The sequence below is a fragment of the Pseudoalteromonas sp. S408 genome, assembly GCF_005886645.1.
GTDB lineage: Bacteria > Pseudomonadota > Gammaproteobacteria > Enterobacterales > Alteromonadaceae > Pseudoalteromonas.
In genome coordinates, this window is record NZ_PNDY01000031.1 from 35,219 (window position 1) to 54,995 (window position 19,777).

The 19,777-nt window shown below is 39.6% G+C and carries 16 protein-coding genes and 1 pseudogene; 2 read left to right on the top strand and 15 right to left on the bottom strand.

From position 1 onward, the window contains the following. Positions 1 to 599 precede the first annotated feature (599 nt). The 12 genes and pseudogenes from CWB62_RS16890 to CWB62_RS16950 all read right to left on the bottom strand — a co-directional run bounded on the left by CWB62_RS16890 (position 600) and on the right by CWB62_RS16950 (position 14,771). Entirely contained in the window at positions 600 to 1,460 is an 861-nt protein-coding gene (locus CWB62_RS16890; protein ID WP_138529296.1) for a copper resistance protein B, read from the bottom strand. Continuing rightward, the gene (locus tag CWB62_RS16895; protein ID WP_138529298.1) at positions 1,457 to 3,280 is read right to left on the bottom strand and encodes a copper resistance system multicopper oxidase; all 1,824 of its coding nucleotides are present in this window, start codon (positions 3,278 to 3,280) and stop codon (positions 1,457 to 1,459) included. The genes CWB62_RS16890 and CWB62_RS16895 overlap by 4 nt, the downstream gene beginning before the upstream one ends. A 27-nt stretch (positions 3,281 to 3,307) precedes the next feature. Next, positions 3,308 to 3,778: a YybH family protein gene (locus CWB62_RS16900; protein ID WP_021032425.1), complete on the bottom strand. Its 471-nt coding sequence runs from the start codon at positions 3,776 to 3,778 to the stop codon at positions 3,308 to 3,310. 15 nt (positions 3,779 to 3,793) lie between these two features. Further along, a complete protein-coding gene (locus CWB62_RS16905; protein ID WP_010558031.1) occupies positions 3,794 to 4,681 on the bottom strand; it encodes a CopD family protein in 888 nt (295 codons plus the stop codon). A gap of 19 nt (positions 4,682 to 4,700) precedes the next feature. Continuing rightward, the gene (locus CWB62_RS16910) at positions 4,701 to 5,048 is read right to left on the bottom strand and encodes a copper resistance CopC family protein (protein ID WP_010558032.1); all 348 of its coding nucleotides are present in this window, start codon (positions 5,046 to 5,048) and stop codon (positions 4,701 to 4,703) included. A gap of 53 nt (positions 5,049 to 5,101) precedes the next feature. Beyond that, positions 5,102 to 8,266 (bottom strand): efflux RND transporter permease subunit, encoded by a 3,165-nt coding sequence (locus tag CWB62_RS16915; RefSeq protein WP_008467841.1) that lies wholly within the window; start codon positions 8,264 to 8,266, stop codon positions 5,102 to 5,104. Positions 8,267 to 8,280: 14 nt separating this feature from the next. Beyond that, positions 8,281 to 10,023 (bottom strand): efflux RND transporter periplasmic adaptor subunit, encoded by a 1,743-nt coding sequence (locus CWB62_RS16920; RefSeq protein ID WP_004589254.1) that lies wholly within the window; start codon positions 10,021 to 10,023, stop codon positions 8,281 to 8,283. Next, entirely contained in the window at positions 10,023 to 11,450 is a 1,428-nt protein-coding gene (locus CWB62_RS16925; RefSeq protein ID WP_004589253.1) for a TolC family protein, read from the bottom strand. Before CWB62_RS16925 ends, CWB62_RS16920 begins: the two co-directional genes overlap by 1 nt. Next, complete coding sequence (locus CWB62_RS16930; RefSeq protein ID WP_004589252.1) at positions 11,450 to 11,947, bottom strand: DUF411 domain-containing protein; 498 nt, start codon at positions 11,945 to 11,947, stop codon at positions 11,450 to 11,452. Before CWB62_RS16930 ends, CWB62_RS16925 begins: the two co-directional genes overlap by 1 nt. Positions 11,948 to 12,054: 107 nt before the next feature. After that, positions 12,055 to 12,414, bottom strand: coding sequence for a hypothetical protein (locus CWB62_RS16935; RefSeq protein WP_004589251.1), 360 nt, complete (start codon positions 12,412 to 12,414; stop codon positions 12,055 to 12,057). A gap of 119 nt (positions 12,415 to 12,533) precedes the next feature. Next, positions 12,534 to 13,709, bottom strand: a pseudogene (locus CWB62_RS16940) (IS4 family transposase). 852 nt (positions 13,710 to 14,561) lie between these two features. After that, complete coding sequence (locus tag CWB62_RS16950; RefSeq protein ID WP_064664176.1) at positions 14,562 to 14,771, bottom strand: hypothetical protein; 210 nt, start codon at positions 14,769 to 14,771, stop codon at positions 14,562 to 14,564. An 807-nt stretch (positions 14,772 to 15,578) separates the two neighbouring features. Here CWB62_RS16950 and CWB62_RS16955 point away from each other — a divergent pair. Next, entirely contained in the window at positions 15,579 to 16,457 is an 879-nt protein-coding gene (locus CWB62_RS16955; RefSeq protein ID WP_138529300.1) for a hypothetical protein, read from the top strand. Between the two features lie 16 nt (positions 16,458 to 16,473). Here CWB62_RS16955 and CWB62_RS16960 read toward each other — a convergent pair whose 3' ends face one another. The 3 genes from CWB62_RS16960 to CWB62_RS16970 all read right to left on the bottom strand — a co-directional run bounded on the left by CWB62_RS16960 (position 16,474) and on the right by CWB62_RS16970 (position 18,955). After that, positions 16,474 to 17,442, bottom strand: coding sequence for a replication initiation protein (locus CWB62_RS16960; protein ID WP_138529302.1), 969 nt, complete (start codon positions 17,440 to 17,442; stop codon positions 16,474 to 16,476). Positions 17,443 to 18,149: 707 nt separating this feature from the next. Beyond that, a complete protein-coding gene (locus CWB62_RS16965; protein ID WP_024601268.1) occupies positions 18,150 to 18,434 on the bottom strand; it encodes a hypothetical protein in 285 nt (94 codons plus the stop codon). A gap of 128 nt (positions 18,435 to 18,562) precedes the next feature. Next, positions 18,563 to 18,955, bottom strand: a complete 393-nt coding sequence (locus CWB62_RS16970; protein ID WP_138529304.1) for a hypothetical protein — start codon at positions 18,953 to 18,955, stop codon at positions 18,563 to 18,565. Positions 18,956 to 19,533: 578 nt separating this feature from the next. On the opposite strand from CWB62_RS16970, the gene CWB62_RS16975 reads away from it, so the two are divergent. Continuing rightward, on the top strand, positions 19,534 to 19,737 hold the full coding sequence (locus tag CWB62_RS16975; protein WP_004589242.1) for a hypothetical protein: 204 nt from the start codon (positions 19,534 to 19,536) through the stop codon (positions 19,735 to 19,737). Positions 19,738 to 19,777 lie beyond the last annotated feature (40 nt).

The following is a 19,777-nucleotide window of genomic DNA, read 5'->3' on the forward strand; positions in this document are numbered from 1 at the left end:
ATATTAGCCACTTTATAAAAATAATTTTATGATCTTGATCAACCTTTGAACTAAAACCTAAACTTTTTACTTTTTACTTTTTACTTTTTTAAACAGCTTTAACTTCACAAGTATAAAAGGGGTGTCTAATTTATACTCATGAGATTGAAGCCAAGCATGAGCACCATTAAAAGAAATAAAAACCCTACGCTCATAACTAGGTATTGAGTAATGGATCATTTTTCCAATTGTTCAGCTTTAAGCGCAGTACTTTGCAACAATCGGTTCTATCCCGGGCACATCCAATTCCCGTTCATCAAAAGTGATAAAATGGCCTATTGTACGTCTTTCAATGGCGATGTTTTTTGCCTTGACTCTTTAACCTTAACCATTCGCCAACTTTACTTCTTAGCTGATATTCCACCTTGATAGGTATACACCAGACTGGCACCGATTGAAAACAAGAAGTAGCTTACTATTACTGCTCTTAGTTCTTTCCAAAAAAACTATTAGCTAGGCCTTTCCTAACATAACTAAAATGGTTTAAATCCCAAAAAACGAAAGCTACCATCAATATAGTTGCGGTAGCTCTCATCAAGTCAATATAGTATTTCTTCATATCAGAGCCAGAACTTGATACCTGCAACAAAAGCAGTATCACGAGTACTTTGCCCATTTAACTTCGCAAAGTCGGCTGTATTACCAAATTTATTTGTCCACTCAACGCCAACATAGGGAGCAAACTGGCGGGTAAACTCATAACGAACCCGAAAACCAATAGCACTGCTAGACAAGCCACTACCAAGGTTATTTTGGACGTCTTCCTTACCGTAAAGCGTCAACTCTGCTCGTGGTTGAACAATTAACTTTTGAGTAAGTAACAGCTCATACTCAGCTTCGATCGAAAATGCACTATTACCTTGCTCTCCTAAATACGCAGTCATATCAATTTCAAACCAGTAGGGGGCTAGACCTTGTAAACCAAAAGCTAGCCATTTGCGGTTTTCACCTTCGTTATTGTAATCAAGTCGAATACCGACTTGTGTATCCCAATAAGCAGATATTGCGTGGCCCCATAGAAAATCTGTTTGGTTCTCCTCTAAATTACCTTCGCTAAAATCTCCTTCAGTTTTGATGACTAATCTATCAAAAGTAGTGCCATACCATGCCTGAAAGTCAAAAACACCTGCGTTTGTTTGCTCATTATATTCAAGACGATCCCCTAGTAGCGCGTAAAATGAATGCTCATCTGCCAAAGTCAGTCGTTTGTCGCTACTGAGTGCATAAGGACCTTCAGTCAAAGTTGTACCTGCTGCATAAGCATGGGGGTCTCTAGCATCTTTAGGTGCATCTCCACCTTGTGCTTGCATTTTAGAATCACCCATCTCAGTCATCTCATCTTTTGCAGATACAGATACACTTATAAGGGGCAAACCTATTAATAATAGTCTTAACGTATTGGTTAGTATTAATTTTTTCATGATACAACTACCTCTCTAAACATACCTGCATCCATGTGGAATAATAAATGGCAATGCCATGCCCAGCGACCTACGTCATGAGGTGTTGTTAAAAAACTAATTCTTTGCGCTGGTTGTACAGGGGTAGTATGGCGACGAACCTGTACATCACCTTTTTCATTCTCCAAATCGCTCCACATACCATGCAGGTGCATGGGATGTGTCATCATTGTATCGTTTTGTAAAATAACTCTTAAACGTTGATTATGCTTCATGTGAACTGGCGTGCTTTTTCCAAATTCCAAGCCATCAAATGACCAGCTATAACGCTCCATGTTTCCAGTTAAATGTAATTCAATTTCAGCCTCTGGCTCTTGCTGGTTTGTAATTCCCTCAAGAGAATGTAAATCTGCAAGTGTTAAAACACGGCGTCCATTTTTACGTAAACCTATACCGGGATCATCAAGGTTTGTTCTAGGCATATCAACACGCATATCAACAGAAGCTCCATACTCTGTTTTTGCATGACGCACTTTAGTGCTAGCAACAGCTAATGGGTTTTTAGTCATTCCATGTTTACTATGATCCATTGCCATCGCTCCATGACCCATTGCACTATGATCCATTTTATTAGAATTCATGCCCGACATGTCTGCCATACCTGCCATCGCGGAATGCTCACCACCTTGGGCCATATTCCCCATCATATCTGTCATCGTTAACCATTCAACGGGATCTAGAGCAGGTACTGGTGCATTAATATTAGGTGCCATTGACAAAGTACCTTTAGCATAACCTGAGCGATCCATGCTTTGTGCAAAAATCGTATATGCATCATTTTTTGGCTCGACAAGTACATCATAAGTTTCACCGGGACCAAATCTAAATTCATCTACTGTCACAGGTTCAACATTTTGTCCATCAGCTTGTACAACTGTTAACTTCAGCTCAGGTATTCTTACATCAAAAAACGTATTGCTAGAACCGTTAATAAATCTAAGCCTAACCTTTTCGCCAGCTTTAAACATTCCACGCCAGTTTGTCAAAGGCGCACAACCATTCATTAAAAAAGTCATTGCAGATGCTGATAAGTCTGCAAGATCTGTAGGGTTCATTCTCATTTTATTCCACATTTCCCGGCGTTGTAGCGCATTTGAAACGCTGCTATTTGAAATGTCATCAAAAAACTCTGGAACAGTAGGTTGATTAAAGTTAAATACATCGCTCTGTACTTTTAACTTGCGGAACAAATCCATTGGGTCATCATCAGTCCAATCAGACAATTGGATAACATGCTCATTGTCAGCACTAATAATATCCTTTTCTCTTGGCTCAATAATTAATGCGCCGTACATACCTGTCATTTCTTGAAAGCCACTGTGTGAGTGATACCAATATGTGCCGCTTTGTTGCAGCTTAAATTTATAAACAAAGGTTTCACCCGGCATTATACCTTTAAAGCTAATACCCGGTACGCCATCCATTTGATACGGAAGAATGATCCCATGCCAATGAATTGAACTCGGCACTGATAATTTATTAGTTACCCTGATAGTAACGTCATCACCTTCTCTGAGGCGCAAGGTAGGAGCTGGTATTGAGCCATTGATTGTTGTAGCCATTCTTACAACACCTGTGAAGTTTACGGGTGACTCATCTATCACCAGATCTATTACTTCTCCACTTAGTTCGGGCGCAGTACCTGTTGAAGTTCCAGCAATCAAAGATGAAGCTGCATGAAGAACACTTGGAAAAGCAGCTAATACACCGCCAGCAATTACACCTTGTACAAAGCGTCTACGTGGCGTAGAAACTTGATGTAATGGACTTTTAATTCTCATTTTGTACTCCGTTATTTAACCAATAAATTAATGTGACCAATGAATGTGCTTAATCTTCCATTCACCATTTTGTTTTTCCAGCACTATCGTTTCCATGCCTTGATAATCGCGTTCAACACCTTTATGAGTACCTGTAGTTTGACTACGCGACGCAGAGATAGCGGTATTTCCAAGTATCGTCACTTGATGTTCAAGTGTGTCGCTCTTCATCGCTGCTAAATACTTCATATCCGACAACATATGATGATGAGCATATTCATCAGCGCTCCTTTCAACGCGGCCTCCCTCGAAAATGGTGACATCATCCGCTAACTGCGCTCTAGCCTGTTTTTGATTGCCAGTTTCAAGTGCTTGATGAAATGCCAAAACAACTTTTGCGGCAGGGGTATCTATACCTTTAAACAAACCTTTGTCTTTGTTCTTATCACCATGAGCGTTTGCTGCGAAACTAAACGTCATTAATAAAACGAGTAATATATTTATTGTTTTCATTTTCATTCTCTCTTTTAGGTTTTAATTTGCAGGGCCAACAACACTAGTAAGCCCAGCCGTTACAGATAAAATGGCAAAAGCTACTAGCATTTCTATCGAGATAGATTTAGATAAAGCCTCTCTGCCTTGACTATTTTTAAGTTGTGGAACGAGTATTAGTTTATGTTTAGCAGCAAGTGCCAAAATAGACACTACAAGGGCCAATTTAAACAACAGTGTTTGTCCGTAACTTGAGCTTATTAGTGCATCAAGACTTCCGACCAATTGAATCACGAGCCAGAGGCCTGCTACCAACAATAGGCTCACTGTAAAACTTGCTTGTTTGCCAAAGCTTTCCATCAGCAAATGAAGTTCTGCATAACTTAGCTGATGGCAAGCCTGTTTTAGTGGCAATAACGCCCCAAACCACCATGCCATAACGAGCACATGCAAAATAAGCAAGCCTTTTTCAATTGTGCCTAACTCAGAAATATGACCCAGTAACGTGAATGAGTATGCAAGGATTAATAAACTCAACATTAAAGCGCTTTGTTTTAAGTACGAGTTCACAGCGAGTTTGAACCTTAAAGCTAAAGCGATTATTGCGGTAACTAGCCCAAGCGCTCGAAGCAAAGCTCCAGTGCCGACAGAGGAGTCCCACATAATAGCCAATATATCAGCGTCTATCGCCCCCTGAATTCCCTCTTCTGCCATTGCACCAGTACTGGCAAAGAACCAAGTAATATTAGCGATCAAAGCCATAACTATATAAGTTCTTGTCCACGTTAAATTCGCTATTACAGTATTAGTATGAGATTCATTATTCTCAAATATTTGCCTGAAAAATGTATAACCAGCAATACAGGCAAAGCCGACGTAAAATACAATTTTTGACAGTACAATGACTGTATTCCAGATATACATTTCCATATCAATCACACCGCCTATTTTAGTGAACCATAAAGCCGAAGCTATGTTTCATTTTATGACCATCGTTACCTAAGAAGGTTACATCCACAGCATAGTTTGCAGGAGCTAATTTAGGTAGTTTCCATGTAAATTTGCTAGTAGCGACTTTAGAAGGCTCGAATCCAAATTTAAATTCTTCGCCTTGTTTATTGGCCAATGAAACTTTTACAACACGTACCTCTTTGGTGAACACCAAAGTTAACTCTTCTGGAGGATTCATTAGCATTGCATTATCAGCAGGCACACTTTTTTCAAGATGCACATGCGCAAATACCGCACTACTAAAAACGACACTGATTACGGTTAAAAATTTAATTAGTTTTTTCATATTTACCTCTATTTTAGTTTATTGAAATTGCTATTTATGGTTTCTTAACTTCGCTAAGCATTACTTTTTAGCTCCGCCTTAGAAAGCTCCTTGTTAAAGGCGTTTAATTCTGGCTTTTTAACGATTGAGTAAATTACTGGGAGCACAATAAGAGTGAGTAGCACAGCACTTGTCATTCCGCCTACCATAGGTGCAGCAATACGACTCATAATCTCCGAACCTGTTCCTGTACCATATAAAATGGGCATCAAGCCGATAATGATTGTTGCAACTGTCATCATTACTGGACGAACTCGTAAGCCTGCACCGTGCAATAATGCATCTTGATATGCATCATCAGAGATAGGTTCAGCTCGCTCTTCAGCTTTTTCCTTAAGCTCAGCAAGTGCCTGATTGAGATAGACCAACATTATCACACCAATCTCAACCGCTACCCCAGCTAGAGCAATAAAGCCCACGCCAACAGCCACAGAGAAGTTAAACCCTTCCAGATACATCAACCATAAGCCACCAATCATCGCCATAGGCAAGGTAACGATAATGATAGCCACCTCACTAAACGCTCTGAAGTTTAAGTAAAGTAGAATAACAATAATGGCGAGTGTTAAAGGCAATACATAGGTGAGCTTTTCTTTCGCTCTTTCCATATATTCGTATTGCCCAGCCCAAGTAATTGAATAACCTGCTGGTAGTTTTAGATTATTAGCCAAGTGTATTTTTGCACTTTCAACATAAGTACCTACATCAACACCGTCTATATCGATAAACGTCCAGCCATTTAAACGAGCATTTTCACTCTTAATCCCCGGCGGACCGTTCTCAACTCGAATATCTGCGACATCACCTAGTGCAATGCGTTGACCACTTGGTGTTACAACAGGTAATCGTGATAGCTGCTCAGGAGAGTCTCGATAGTCTTGCGGATAGCGTAAGTTAACAGGGTAACGCTCTTGACCTTCTACCGTTTGGGTAACGTTCATACCACCAATAGCTGTAGAAACCACTTGTTGAACATCTTCGATGTTTAACCCAAAGCGACTTGCCTTATCGCGTGAAATATCAACCTTGATATATCGTCCACCTGCAACTCGCTCTGAGTAAACTGATGCTGTGCCTGTAACTTCGGGTAAAATTTGCTCTATTTGTTGGCCGATTTCCTGAATCACATCAAGCTCTGGTCCGGCGACTTTAATACCCACAGGCGTTTTTATGCCTGTTGCTAACATGTCGATTCGGGTCTTGATTGGCATAACCCAAGCATTCGTTAAGCCCGGAAACTTAACCAATTTATCAAACTCAGCTTTTAACGATTCAGTAGTCACACCCTCTCGCCACTGCTCTTGTGGCTTCAATTGAATAAAGGTTTCAATCATGGTTAAAGGTGCAGGATCGGTTGCAGTTTCAGCTCTTCCTACTTTACCAAATACAGTTTCAACTTCTGGCACAGTGCGAATAAGCTTGTCTGTTTGCTGCAATAACTCCCTTGCTTTACCAATTGAAATACCGGGATAGGTAGTAGGCATATACATGAGATCGCCTTCATCCAATGGCGGAATGAATTCACTACCAATTTTATCGACAGGCCAAAAGCCAACGATAGTCACTAATATTGCTGCTACTATTGTCGATTTTGGAAACTTCATGACTTGCTTTAAAACAGGCATGTAGATAGCAATCAATAATCGGTTTAACGGGTTTTTCTTTTCAGAAACAACTTTGCCTCGAATAAAGTAGCCCATCAAAACAGGCACCAATGTGATCGCCAAACCTGCTGATGCCGCCATTGCATAGGTTTTTGTATAGGCGAGCGGAGAGAACATTCTTCCTTCTTGCGCTTCCAAGATAAATACAGGTAAGAATGAGACTGTAATGATCAGTAAGCTAAAAAATAGTGCAGGGCCTACTTCACTCGCAGCCTTAGCAACAATTTGCCAGCGATTTTCATCTGTTAGTGGTGTTTTCTCCATATGCTTGTGCATATTTTCAATCATCACTATTGCACCATCAGTCATCGCACCAATCGCAATAGCGATACCGCCTAAAGACATAATGTTGGCATTGATGCCTTGCATATACATGATAATGAACGACACCAAGATACCTAATGGCAGAGTAACAACTGCCACAATAGATGAGCGAAGATGAAATAGGAAAGCCACACAGACAATAGCAACGACTGCAAGCTCCTCTAGCAACTTGCTCCAAAGATTATCAACAGCACGATCTATTAACTTCGATCTGTCATAAACAGGGACAATCTCCACCCCCTCTGGTAGAGAAGATTTAAGCGATTCAAGTTTTTCTTTTACCCCGTTTATGGTTTGTTGAGCGTTTTCACCAAAGCGCATAACGACAACACCACCAACAACTTCGCCTTCACCATTAAGCTCTGCGATACCACGGCGCATTTGAGGCCCTAAATTAACGGTAGCAACATCACCAATACGCAATGGCGTGCCTTGTTCGTTAATACCAAGTGGGATTTTCTCTATATCACTAACTGATTGAATATACCCCGTTGCGGTAACCATATATTCAGCTTCAGCCATTTCCACAACGGATGCGCCAGTTTCTTTGTTCCCTTTTTGTAAGGCTATTTGTATTAAACTTAGAGGAATATCGTAAGCTCTCAATTTATCAGGATCTACTTGCACTTGATACTGCTTAACCATACCACCAACGGCGGCAACTTCGGACACGCCCGGAACAGTTTGTAGTTCATACTTTAAGAACCAGTCTTGAATGCTTCTTAATTGGCTTAGATCATGGTTTCCAGACTTATCTGTTAAAGCGTAAATGTATACCCAACCCACACCTGTTGCATCAGGTCCTAATTGAGGTTTTGCCGAATCAGGCAGGCTTGATGCTACTTGGCTTAAGTATTCAAGTACTCTGCTTCTAGCCCAATACAAATCAGTATCGTCATCAAAAATAATGTAGACGTAGGAATCACCAAAAAATGAGTAACCACGAACAGTTTGCGCCCCCGGCACTGATAACATCGCTGTAGTAAGAGGAAATGTCACTTGATCCTGCACTACTTGTGGTGCCTGTCCCGGATAGCTCGTCTTAATTATCACCTGCACATCAGAAAGATCGGGGAGTGCATCTACTGGTGTTTTTTGTAATGAATACAAACCACCAAACGCGATAATTAAGGTAATCAACAAAACAAAGAAACGATTGCCGATAGACCATCTAATAATTGATTCAATCATTATTTTTCTCCCACTTAATGATTAGAATGATCAACAGCAGCTTTATTTTCCTTGCCGTGTTGTTCATCTGATTCAAGAGAAATGTCAGTGATAACTAAGTCATCTCTAACCTCAAAAGTGAAAGTGACATTATCACCGACATTGAAATCAACCATTTCTATATTGTCCGCGACGATAAAATCCATCGTCGCAGCAGGTCTATCCCATTTCTCTATTGGGCCTCTGCTAATATTTAGAATCCGTGTATCAATATCAATCGCATTAATCAAACCAGATACTGTTGCTGATGATACTTCAGGCTCACTCATGATATGAATTCCAGTAATTTCATATCCACCGTCTTCGGTTTTGCTCACTTCAAAGTGCAAAGATTGACCTGACTTTAATGAGTCAATATCGACTTTTTCAGCCACAGTAAAATCCATAACCATTTCAGGCCAATCCCAAGCTTCAGCAGGGCCATGTGAAATATTAACCATGCGGTGCCCTGCCATAACACTATTAACATCCCCTTGCATCCAAACAGAGTTAGGCACTTCATCATGAGTCATTCGTTTAAAGTCAGAGCTTTTACTTGATTCAGAATCAATCAAGAATTGGGCAGATGTCACCACAACGTCATCTTCATTTAAGCCGTCTAATATTTCGATGCTGTCGATATCAACCCGGCCAATAGTCACTTCAATAGATTTAAATTGCCCATCACCTAACGCAAGTACTACTCTGTCCTGTTTACCTGTTCTAATAACGGCTTCTTTAGGCACGAGGATGGTGCTATCAGCTTGATTAGCGTGAATAGAGACTTGTGCAAACATATTTGGTTTTAATTGATAGTCTGTGTTATCAAATTTCAATCTCACTCGGAGTGTGCGTGTTTTACTGTTCAATGTTGGATAAACATAATCAACGACACCAGCCCAGTCCTCACCGGGTAAATAATCCAGTGTCATTGATACAGGAAGTCCTTTTTTAATTAAGGCTGCGTCACGTTCAAACACTTCTGCTTCAACCCAAACTTGATCTAGCTGGCCAATGCTTAATAAGGTGTTTCCCGGCTTTACATAAAAACCTTCTCTAACCTTCAAACCATCGACAACACCTGCTTGTGGTGAATAAAAGGTAATTGTTTGCTGAACCTTTCGTGTCTTTTCTAGCTTTTGAACAAAGTCTGCTGAAAGCTGTAACGCTTTTAGGCGATCTTTGGCTGCTGAAATTAAAGAACTATTGTTGCGCTTTAACGCTATTAACAGCTCTTCCTGAGCATTAACTAACTGAGGAGAATATAGTGTATAAAGAGGCTGCCCTTTCTCTACAGGGTTACCTGCTGCTTTGATGTAAAGTTTATCAATCCAGCCATCAACCCGTGGGTGGATATGAATTAGCTTATCTTCATCATATTGAACATAACCTACCGTTGAGATTTCAGTATGCATATTTTTCAGTTCAACAGGTGCAGTGCGAACCCCAAGGTTATTCACTACATGAGGCGCAATTTTTACTGCTCCGGGGCCAAAGTCATCACCAGATGATCCTTCCTCATACACTGGAATTAGATCCATCCCCATAGGCGACTTACCGGGCTTGTCCCGGCGGTAATTAGAATCCATCGGTGCAACCCAATACAGAGGCTTTTTTTCTCCTGATGTTGCTTCATTACTATTACTGTTTGAGCCAGTACCTTGATATAAACTCAATGCTCCAGCACCAAGTGCTGCCCCAATGATGATGGCAATAATTGTTTTTGTATTCGTTGACATTATTTTTCTCCAAATTGCTGACTGGATAAGTGCTGATTAGTTTTGTGTGAAGTTTGCATCGACTTATGTTCAGCATTTGAGTTAGATTGAGAATGTGCAAAGAAATAGTTGATACGAGCAACTGTTTTAAGTGCGTCAACATCAATTCTTAAAGCTGATATTCTGGTATTTAATTCGGCAATTCTTGCTCGAACAACTTCGGCAAAATCGCCATCATCATTTGTGTAGGCTGTCAATGACGCTTCTGCTTGGTCATGAGTTTGTTTAAGGAGTTGTTCTTGATAGATAGATTGTCTATCTGATAAGCGTTTAAGCTGTCTTAGTTCTTTTTCTAAAACACTGATCATTTGCTTTGTCAGTAATAGTTTCTCGGTTTTAATAGTCTCTGAATCTGCAATAGAAGCTGCAACTTGCTTATCTTGTCTGTTCTCGGTAAACAAGGGTAAATCAAACGTTACCCCAACAGAAAATAAATCAGCTCGGCTATCACCAGAGGGCATATTGTCGCGATAGGCATAACTAGCATTAACACCCCATTGCGGCTCATATTGCTGTTTGGCTAACTCAATTCCTTTTTCTGAAGCTTTGCGTTTTATATCAATCGCAAGTATGGCTGGGTGATTCGAAAGCTCCTGAGCCAATAGATTTCTTGAGTAATTAGATGCTTTTAGGACTGTTGGATTATTCAATTGAATCGAAGGCAATTCTTTTGAGACGCTAAACTCTAATGGTTGCGCGTCAAAGTTGAATGATTCATTCAAACGATCCGCATCGTAAATATGAAGCCACTCATTGAGACGAGCGATTGTCGTTTCTAGTTTCTGCTTTTGCGAAGTTAATCTGTCATCTAACTGCACGATTTCCAACTGAGCACGAATAACATCTTGCTGTCTAGTTTTACCAACAACGTTTGAATAGCTAGCTTTAGCCACTTCCGCCATCTGCTCAAAGAGAGACCAATCATCTTCAATCAATTTAATAGTTTGTTGGGCTAAGTAAGCATCTAACCAAAGTTGTGACACTTGGCTTTTCAACTTAGCTTTACGATCCTCTCGTAACAGTGGAAATTTCGTGGACTCAATTTGTAACTGGTCTTTCTTGATCTCTAGACTGTCGCCTCTCGGAAACATTTGAGAGACGCCAACCTTTAGCTGAGTCATTCCTTCCTGATCTAAATCCCAAGTATCTGTTGGTAAATTCATTATCCCTAGCGATACTTTCGGATCAGGCAAAGTACCTGAAGCAATACTTCTATTTTCAACTGCACTTTGTTTCAATCGGCTACCATGAAGCCAAGGATCATTTTGCTGAGCTAAGGTGATAGCTTGTTCAAGCGACACTACTTTCTCAGCTTGAGCTGAGAATACAGATAAGCCGAGTATTAATGCAGTTGAAAGTGAAGTAAGGTTTGAAGAGTTCAATTTCATTAGAATTGCTCCTCGTATGTCTTAACTTTTGCATAGACTTTGCTCGTTCCATCTTTAAATAGAATTAACACGTTGTATGGCATAAAGCGGTCATCGACTTCCATACCGGGAGAGCCAACTGGCATTGCTGGAACTGAAAGCCCAATCGCATTGGGATGTTCTTCTGATAAGAACTGCTGAATAAATTTAGCAGGTATATGACCTTCAAAGGCAAATCCATTTCTACTCACTGCCGTGTGGCATGAACGGTAATTAGGTTTGATACCATACTTAGTTTTGATGTTGCCGATGTTTCGGAAATCTTTGGAATGCGCAACGATCCCTTTGTCTTCAATATGAGTTATCCATTTTTTACAACACCCACAAGTAGGGGTTTTATAAACGATTAACTCCAAAGGTGTTACGTCGTTATTGTGTGCATGGTTATGTTCGTTGGCGTTTGCAAACGCAGGTGAAAGCAGCATTACTACTGCTATTTTTAAATACTTATTGATCATTTTTGCCCCCAGACATCGCTGGAAAATATCTATAGCGCTACGACGCTATATTGACTAACAGAAAAATTAATTACATGTGCGAGAAATTTGGACGCACTAATCCTGTATTAGGCAAAAATTGGTGGACGATAAAGGGAAGTGGAAATTGAATGAGGTTGTTTAGATTGCAGAGCAGCTACAGATTCACTGAATATTTGAATATCTGTCGAATCAATACTGGAATTTAGGACTGTCGTAGATGAGCAAGCATTTGCAGGACAAATACATTCAACGTCACAACAATCTTCTGATTGACCATTACTGCTTTTATTCATATCACCATGATCCATGTTCATGTTCATGTTCATGTGTGATTCGTGAGAACCTGATGACATTTCGCAAGGCATAGCAGAATACGCAAATGCTTGCCCTACAAAGGCAACCAGCATAAGCGTCATTACTAAGACTTTTGAAAATGCTTTAGACATAAAATTCTCTTACAAATATACATCTCCAATACTAATGCAAATTTTTGACTAAGTCAATTGATGCTGTATAAACATTTATGAATATTTGCTGAGGGATCCCCTCGAATTTGACCATAGTATCAGCTCTTTTCCAGTTTGATGACACCCCAGTCAAACTCTGCGGCCCAGAGCGTGACTTGCCGTCTTGCCGCTTGTATCTCTTCTTCAGTTAAGCCCAGCTGGGCGGCCTTTGATAATCGCATTCCCAGGTAGTTAAATGAGAGTACTCGCCGATGTTTGATGCTGTTAGCCTGAAACTGCAAGTGCTTCCCGGCCAGCTCTGCCGCCAGCCCTATCATGTAATGCAACCAATTTGCCAGTGCCGCCAATAGCAACAGCACTTCCAATCGTTCGCGTTTATAAGTACGGTGGGCTTCGCTACCTAAGCCATAGGTCTGGCTTTTCTGGTCGCGGAAGCTCTCTTCTATTTGCATGCGTTTGCCGTAGCATTTGGCAATCTTCGTCGCGTAATCGAAGCAATTGGGCAAGGATGAGACCAACAACCACGGCTCTTTATATTGCTTGTGTTTGTCGGATTTTCGCAGCTTCCAACCGGTGCCCACCAGCACGGCTTGAGTGCGATATTGCTGGGCTTTGGTCAGCTTAACCTCACCCAAGACTTGGGGCGTAGGGCGTGCTTTTTTGTAGGCTTTGGCAACCGTGATATAGGCATCCTGGCCGGGTAGTTGCAGTGTCTGGTTGCCACGAACTCTGGCAATGTAATGCCAGCCGAGCTTACGTATTTGCTTAAACCACGGCACTTTAAAACCCGCATCGGTAATAATCACCGGCTTAAAGTCTGCCGGCAGTACCTGCTTTAACCGGTATAAAAACGCCCTGTGTACGTGTGGGCACGTATACTCGTCCATCGGCACAACAACTTGATGTAACGTCAGTGGGCGACCTTCCAGCGCCAGGCTGGCACGCAGGATAAAATGGCGCTTTTCGGTGTCGGCATTGCTCCAGTCCACTAAAATCAGCGGCTGTTTGCCCTGACGTAGCAAGCGGGTCATTTCGCCATAAATAAGCGGCGCCTCTGCTTGAAGCGCTTCATTTCTTAGCAAACGGTCAGCTCGTTTGATGCCGTGTTTTTATGACGTTTCACTGTCAAAATTACGGCCGATAGCCGTTACCGTGCATTGGCCATTCTGCATCAAGCTTTGTACTGCCGCCCCCACAGCTAAAAATCGGGCTTTGTGCATACATTTGGGGGTGACAAATGAGAGGAAATCGGCGAGCATTGTTTTTACATTCATGGCAGCATTCATGGTTAGGTGTTTTTGGCGAAAGATCAGATCGGGAACTGCCATGAATGTTCCCTTCGCCTCTAACTATTTGTTTTATCTACGCCATTCGTGGGGATTCGTCAGCTATATTGCTTTAATTAAACTTACAAATACTTTTAGGTACATCTGATATTTGTGCAAGCTATAAATTCGTTGCTCACCATTGACTAGAAGTGTCCGCTTTTGGCACTCTCCAGCCACTCGACAACATAATAATTGGTAAAGTATTTTACTGTGTCTGATGGCGCTTAGCTTATCCGACCTACTCTGGCACTAACTGAAAATACTTTTACTCTAAATTAAAATTGAAGCTCTAATCAAAAATATCAATTTTTGTGCCCTGTTTTACTTCAAATTGTAGTTATTCTCAAGCTGTGGCTCAAAATCATCTGAAATGATGGTACCCACAAGCCCACACTTGATATCTAATATTTCATAATTTATACGTTGATGTTTGTCGAATCAAAATATTTTAACTAGCTTAAAGGCAGACTGGTCAAAAACTTAAATACTTATAAAACTAAAAAAGCGCCTGATTAACTCGGAGCGCTTTGTGTTTAGGACAAATAAACAGGTTTTATACAAATTTAAATAACAAATATTTGAGCGCTATCTTCATACTACGCTTATTGCTTTGGCAATATTGCTCATAGTTAATTATGCCAATAGCCATTTTGCTACAGAATAAAGTGAGCGAAATAAACCACGCAAAATTTTGAGTTGATTGATATTGAAAAAATAGTATAGCTGAGCCAATGAATGCAATAGTCGAATAGACGACTTCTATTCGATATTGATTAATAGTTTTCAATATTTTGAGCATTAAAAACCGTCATCGAGCGGGTCAAAAGCATCAAAACAGTCATCATTGTTTGAATCGGCTATCGAATCTTCAATTTCATAAACGGTCATTACTCGATTAGATTGGCCCACCACATTGCCGCCAACATCAACAATATTACAACTCGCATTCGTAATAGGCAGACCGCTGGCTGGATTAATCGCGATATCAGTAACGTCATTATTTTTCATTTTTAAACCTTATTAGTCATTAATTTGCTTTCAAATTTAATGATTTCGTGATAAAAAACAAACCGTTTGACTGCGCAGCTCAGCAACAAACGGTTTGAATTAAGTAATTAGCCCTTCCCTTATTACACCTAATTTTATTAAGTAAAACCTTTTATTCTTTTTCTAAAAAAATTCATTAATAAGTTTATTTTGGAGGCGGCTTTTGTCTGCAAGACAGGTTTTTTTAAACGCATTTTTCGGCACGAAAAACTGCAAAATAGCGCCTCAGAATGAGGCCAACAAGCGCGTAATGTGGTGTAGGCGAAGCCGTAGACACATGGAGAAAGCGCGAATGTACAGCTGGTCTGTACTGACCGCGATAGTGTTTCGCATCAGCGAAATTCGATTAAAATTTGGCACAAATTGATATCGAACCATCTATTTTCGTAGAAAATAAAAGCGAAGAAAAATGCGGATAATGGGGCACCCATCGCATTGTCTGAAGCGGCAGTATGGCGGTCAGTACGGAGCGTAGCTCGTACATTCGCGCTGGGTATAAAACGCTAGCGCGATAGCGCGTTGAGCCAGCTCGTTGCGGAGCAACACCAGAGCTGGCGGGCGTTTTAGACCCTATGGTTGAACAACGAAGTTGAGAGACCATCAGCTGAAAGCTGCTTTTGTTGCGATAATTATCGCGACAATGATTCCGTGCATGCTGTTAAAGCATCTCGGAATGAAAAACGGGGTTTAAGTCATCAAATAACGGTAATTTGTGTACTGTGATACTAGTTAATTTTAATAATTAACTCACTAAAAGGATTTTGTGAATTGACTCAGAAACCATCAAAAGATTTAGAAACGAACAACCTACTTCTCACTCACTACCCTCGCTATTTTGATATTGATATGCGGTATTATCCAGGCGCAAACAATCATCAAAAAGGGGTTAACCGAACTAGGTTGACCGTATTAATCGCGATTCGATTTTCCATTATTACCCCAGGCATTGTTCGTTGGTTATATGGCATCAATCATCGGTTGGCATTAGAGCATTTAAACCGGCTAGAAAAGGATAGTTTGCTGCGTGTGGTAAAAACACACCGCAGTCCAGATGGTCGCGTCTATGTGCCTACCTATACTGCTGCCAAATTCGCAGAGGAATTAATGGGCATCGACGTGCATTTTAGGAGCAACAAAAATCCTTCTTTGCAGTTCAATCAAAATAATATAATGCATAATCTAATTAACGCATTTGTCATGCTGCGCGGTATACACAATTATCACAGTGATGAAACGTACGCCCCAATGTGGAGTGGATTCATTACCGAGCCTGAATTTAAACGTATTAATAACCTATCTGATACACGAACGGTAGATGGTGCTGTACGACTCCTAGATGGCTCTGTTGCAGCAATTGAGATTGAGCACTCGTTTAAAAACAAAACTGCACGACAAGTCATTTTGCTAAAATATTTGGCCTCGTTAAAAAAAAGCGATTACAGTAAGATTTTTTTATTCTCTCAGTCGGTCAAAATTTTTGATGATATAAAACGATTACATGAGCAGCTACTTACGGAGCTACCTGAACGTTACGACAAAAAAACACGAGCACCACTTCTCAGTGAAAGTGATGCTGAGCTGCTGCGTGCCTCAATAATATACCGTACTAAACTGTGCACTGAAATTGAGAAAATGTTTTACTCGTAATGCAGTAGTATAAACATTAAGTCGTTATGGTTTTTTTGTTCAATTGTTTAGAGTAAAAAATCTTAGTTTCATCGTCACCAAGGATTTTTGCATACGTTATACAGCGCCTAACATCGACTTTTGCCAACCTAAAATCAGGGTTTTGATTCTGTTTTAACAACTCATAGGTTCTTAATAGCTTGAGGTTTTCACGAGCCCAGACACCTTCTTTAGCTGACCCTTTTTTGACTTTAGGGCGGCGAAATAGATTCGGCCGTGCTATATGTTCACTTTTACTAGGGCACTGGGTGATGTACGCAAACTCAATCGCAGTAATACAATTGCCCATTTTTTTGGGCCTAAACGTTACGCATATATCTGTGTGGGCATTGATTTTTTCAATAGCCGGTAGCAATACGCGATTTTTAAAATCCCGCCATGCTCCGTATGATTCAGATAAAAATAATCTCTGTTTCATCTCTGGTAGTTGTAAATTCAGGACTACAGAGCCCCGTCGTTTGTAATTTTTATAATTTCGCACCTCGTTTAGGAGTGCATACAACCGAAATGATGCTAACGTGTTAAGTTTTACTGTGTTATGAAAATATAATCTTGTGAAATCACCCTCAATATTAAAAATATAGGGCTCGATGTCTTTTGAGAACTCCAATGTGATAAACGAGCCCTGATTTTTCACCTTTTCATATCTTGCATTGCTCACCCAGGGGATTGAAAGCGACGTCCCACTATCGTCTAAAATAGTGACAGATTTATCTCTTAGTGACTCTGCAGCTGCGCTCAGCTGCTCATAGACACTGCTTTTATTGAGGCCGAAACACTTGGCATATTCCGTTGGATAAATCACAATTTTTCCTGGGTTAGGCTTTTTGGAATTAATTTTAGACAGCGCTAGATTTATTAATCGCTGCTCATTAATATCGAGCGAATAACCCGCATGTAGTAATTTATTAGCGAAAACAATTTTTGGAGAATTTTTACTGCTCATCTCTCTACCTCATTTCTAATTGATGGTGTTATGCTAACCGCGACCCAACCAATAAAAGAAATTTCGGTAAGTTTTTTGGTAAATAAAATTTTTATTTATTCACGGTAAAGGTGTCCCCCTAAACCGTATAAATTGCCTACTCATTTCGTATAAAGTGCCACAATAAACATATAAATTGCCCACCAAACACTTAAATATTTCATTTCATTACACAAGCTTATGACCCTCTAAAAGTATTAAAATAGAAAAAGATAAAATAAAGGCTCATTTGGCACTTTTATAGATTTATTAATTCATTTCTGGCGGTTAAAAAAATAAATTAATTATTTTTTATTTTTTACCTCGCCAATATGATTTGTAATGAGGCTACTGAGTGAACTAACTGACTTACTGAAATACGCAAAAGGGAGATAGATATAAATCTACCTCCCTTGTGCATTTGACCTCTAAGCCTTGCCAAACATGATTACAATGACTGCTCTTTTGAGCCACCGTAACGACCCCCTGTATTTGCGCAGGACTCCCTCCCAGGTTTGATACTCAGTAACTGAGTAAAATGCCCTATTAAACGCTATTGCAGTTAGGGCAGCGAATCAGCAAATAATGATTCACGGCATATTTGGGGAGACATGATTAGGCTGTTATTTTTGTTTTGAAAATAACTATTTTGGCCTCAGTTTCTGTAGCTAACTTTTTCCAATTTGACCCTAAGAAAAAACATCATCCTCGAAGTCACATGGCAGCTCCACCCGCTCTACTGGGTCGCTAATCAGGGCATGCATCAGCTCGTAGGTAAACTTTCGCATAGCATACTGATTTAGCTCTTTATTCGCTGTAATTTCAGGGCCAATTACCTCCCATAGCTCATCTAAATTCGCATTATCACTGCGTAATTCTAATAAGTTTATCTGATGGTCATTCGTGGTAATTACTCGGCAAAATGTTTGTAATAAATTTAAAAAATCCAATGTTGATACGTATGCATGTTTCATGTGTTCACTATCCTTGTGTGTTTTGTTATCAAAATCGATAACGTATTAGTAAATAAAATCAGACATGGGTATTTAAAACGGTTTACGAAAAAATTTTTAAAAAAGCGAACAAATGTTCGCTTAGGGGGTTATGCATTGTCGATAATATCGACCCAATCACTTTCTGCTGCTGCAAAAAATGTTGTTGGCGTTTGCATAAATATTTGCTGAAACTCCTCAGAGAACAGCTCACAAAACTGTGTTATTTGCTCTATGTAGATAAGTAAAAAAAGCGTCATGTCGTGCCCTTCTAAATACCTATTCTCAAAACTTGGATTTTTTTCCAACATACTATTTGAAATACTAATGCCAAGTATTTTTCCAACGCTATCTCTATGTAAATAGATGTAATTATTGAAATTTAACTCTAATGTTTGTTCATTAACTACATCTGCTAACAATAAAATTGTAGAGCAGTCATCCCACGGAGATCTACTGGCTCGAACGTATTGGCGAATAAATTGAGATTTAATATTTTTCATGATTTGTCCTCGTTAATTGTCCTGAAATTAACTAGGGCCATGCGATGGGTAAAAATAGAAAATCACGTTTATGTAGGCTAAATTTGCAAAAAGAATAAAAATCATTAAGGTTAAAAAAGTTCCTAACTTTGAGGTAGAACAATATGACTGATTATATTTGGCTATTACCTGCGACCATACTAACAATAGTTTTAGTCAAGCTTATTAAAAAGTCCAGAAAGTAAACCTACACTTTAAGTGCATAAATAATTCAGTGTGAAAAATAACTTAAGCCTACCTATTGATAATAAAAATATTGAACAATTAATGAACCAACCCTAACGATCGCTTAAAAAAAACACAAATAAAATTACTTTATCCTCCATTTATCTAAAAAAAATTAAATAAAATTTTGTATATTTTTCTGAATTTTAATCAAGATGAAACGTAAATCTCCATTTGGCGGAGGTATTCAGAAGTTCATCAAAAAAATCACTAAACTTTTGAAATTTATTGAAATTAGTTATCATAGTACTATTAGTTTGATTAATTAAAACTTCAAGCTAACCAATTCTTTTTTTAATAAATTAAAGGTTTCTATGCAAATTATTTTTTCTAATAATGATGGACTTCAAATGCAAAAAGGATTTGCGCTAGCGATAATTACCAATCAAGGTAAGATTATTCAGTCAGGAATGGTTGTTGAGTCAATGGTCTTTGAAGCCATGTTGGCCCACACTATTGAAACCTTTTGTTCTAAGTTTACAAGTATTGACCCTAATTATTTTAAAGAACCTCAATAGCTAAGCCCTTTAGCTAAGTAATATTAAGTATGGCCTGTTG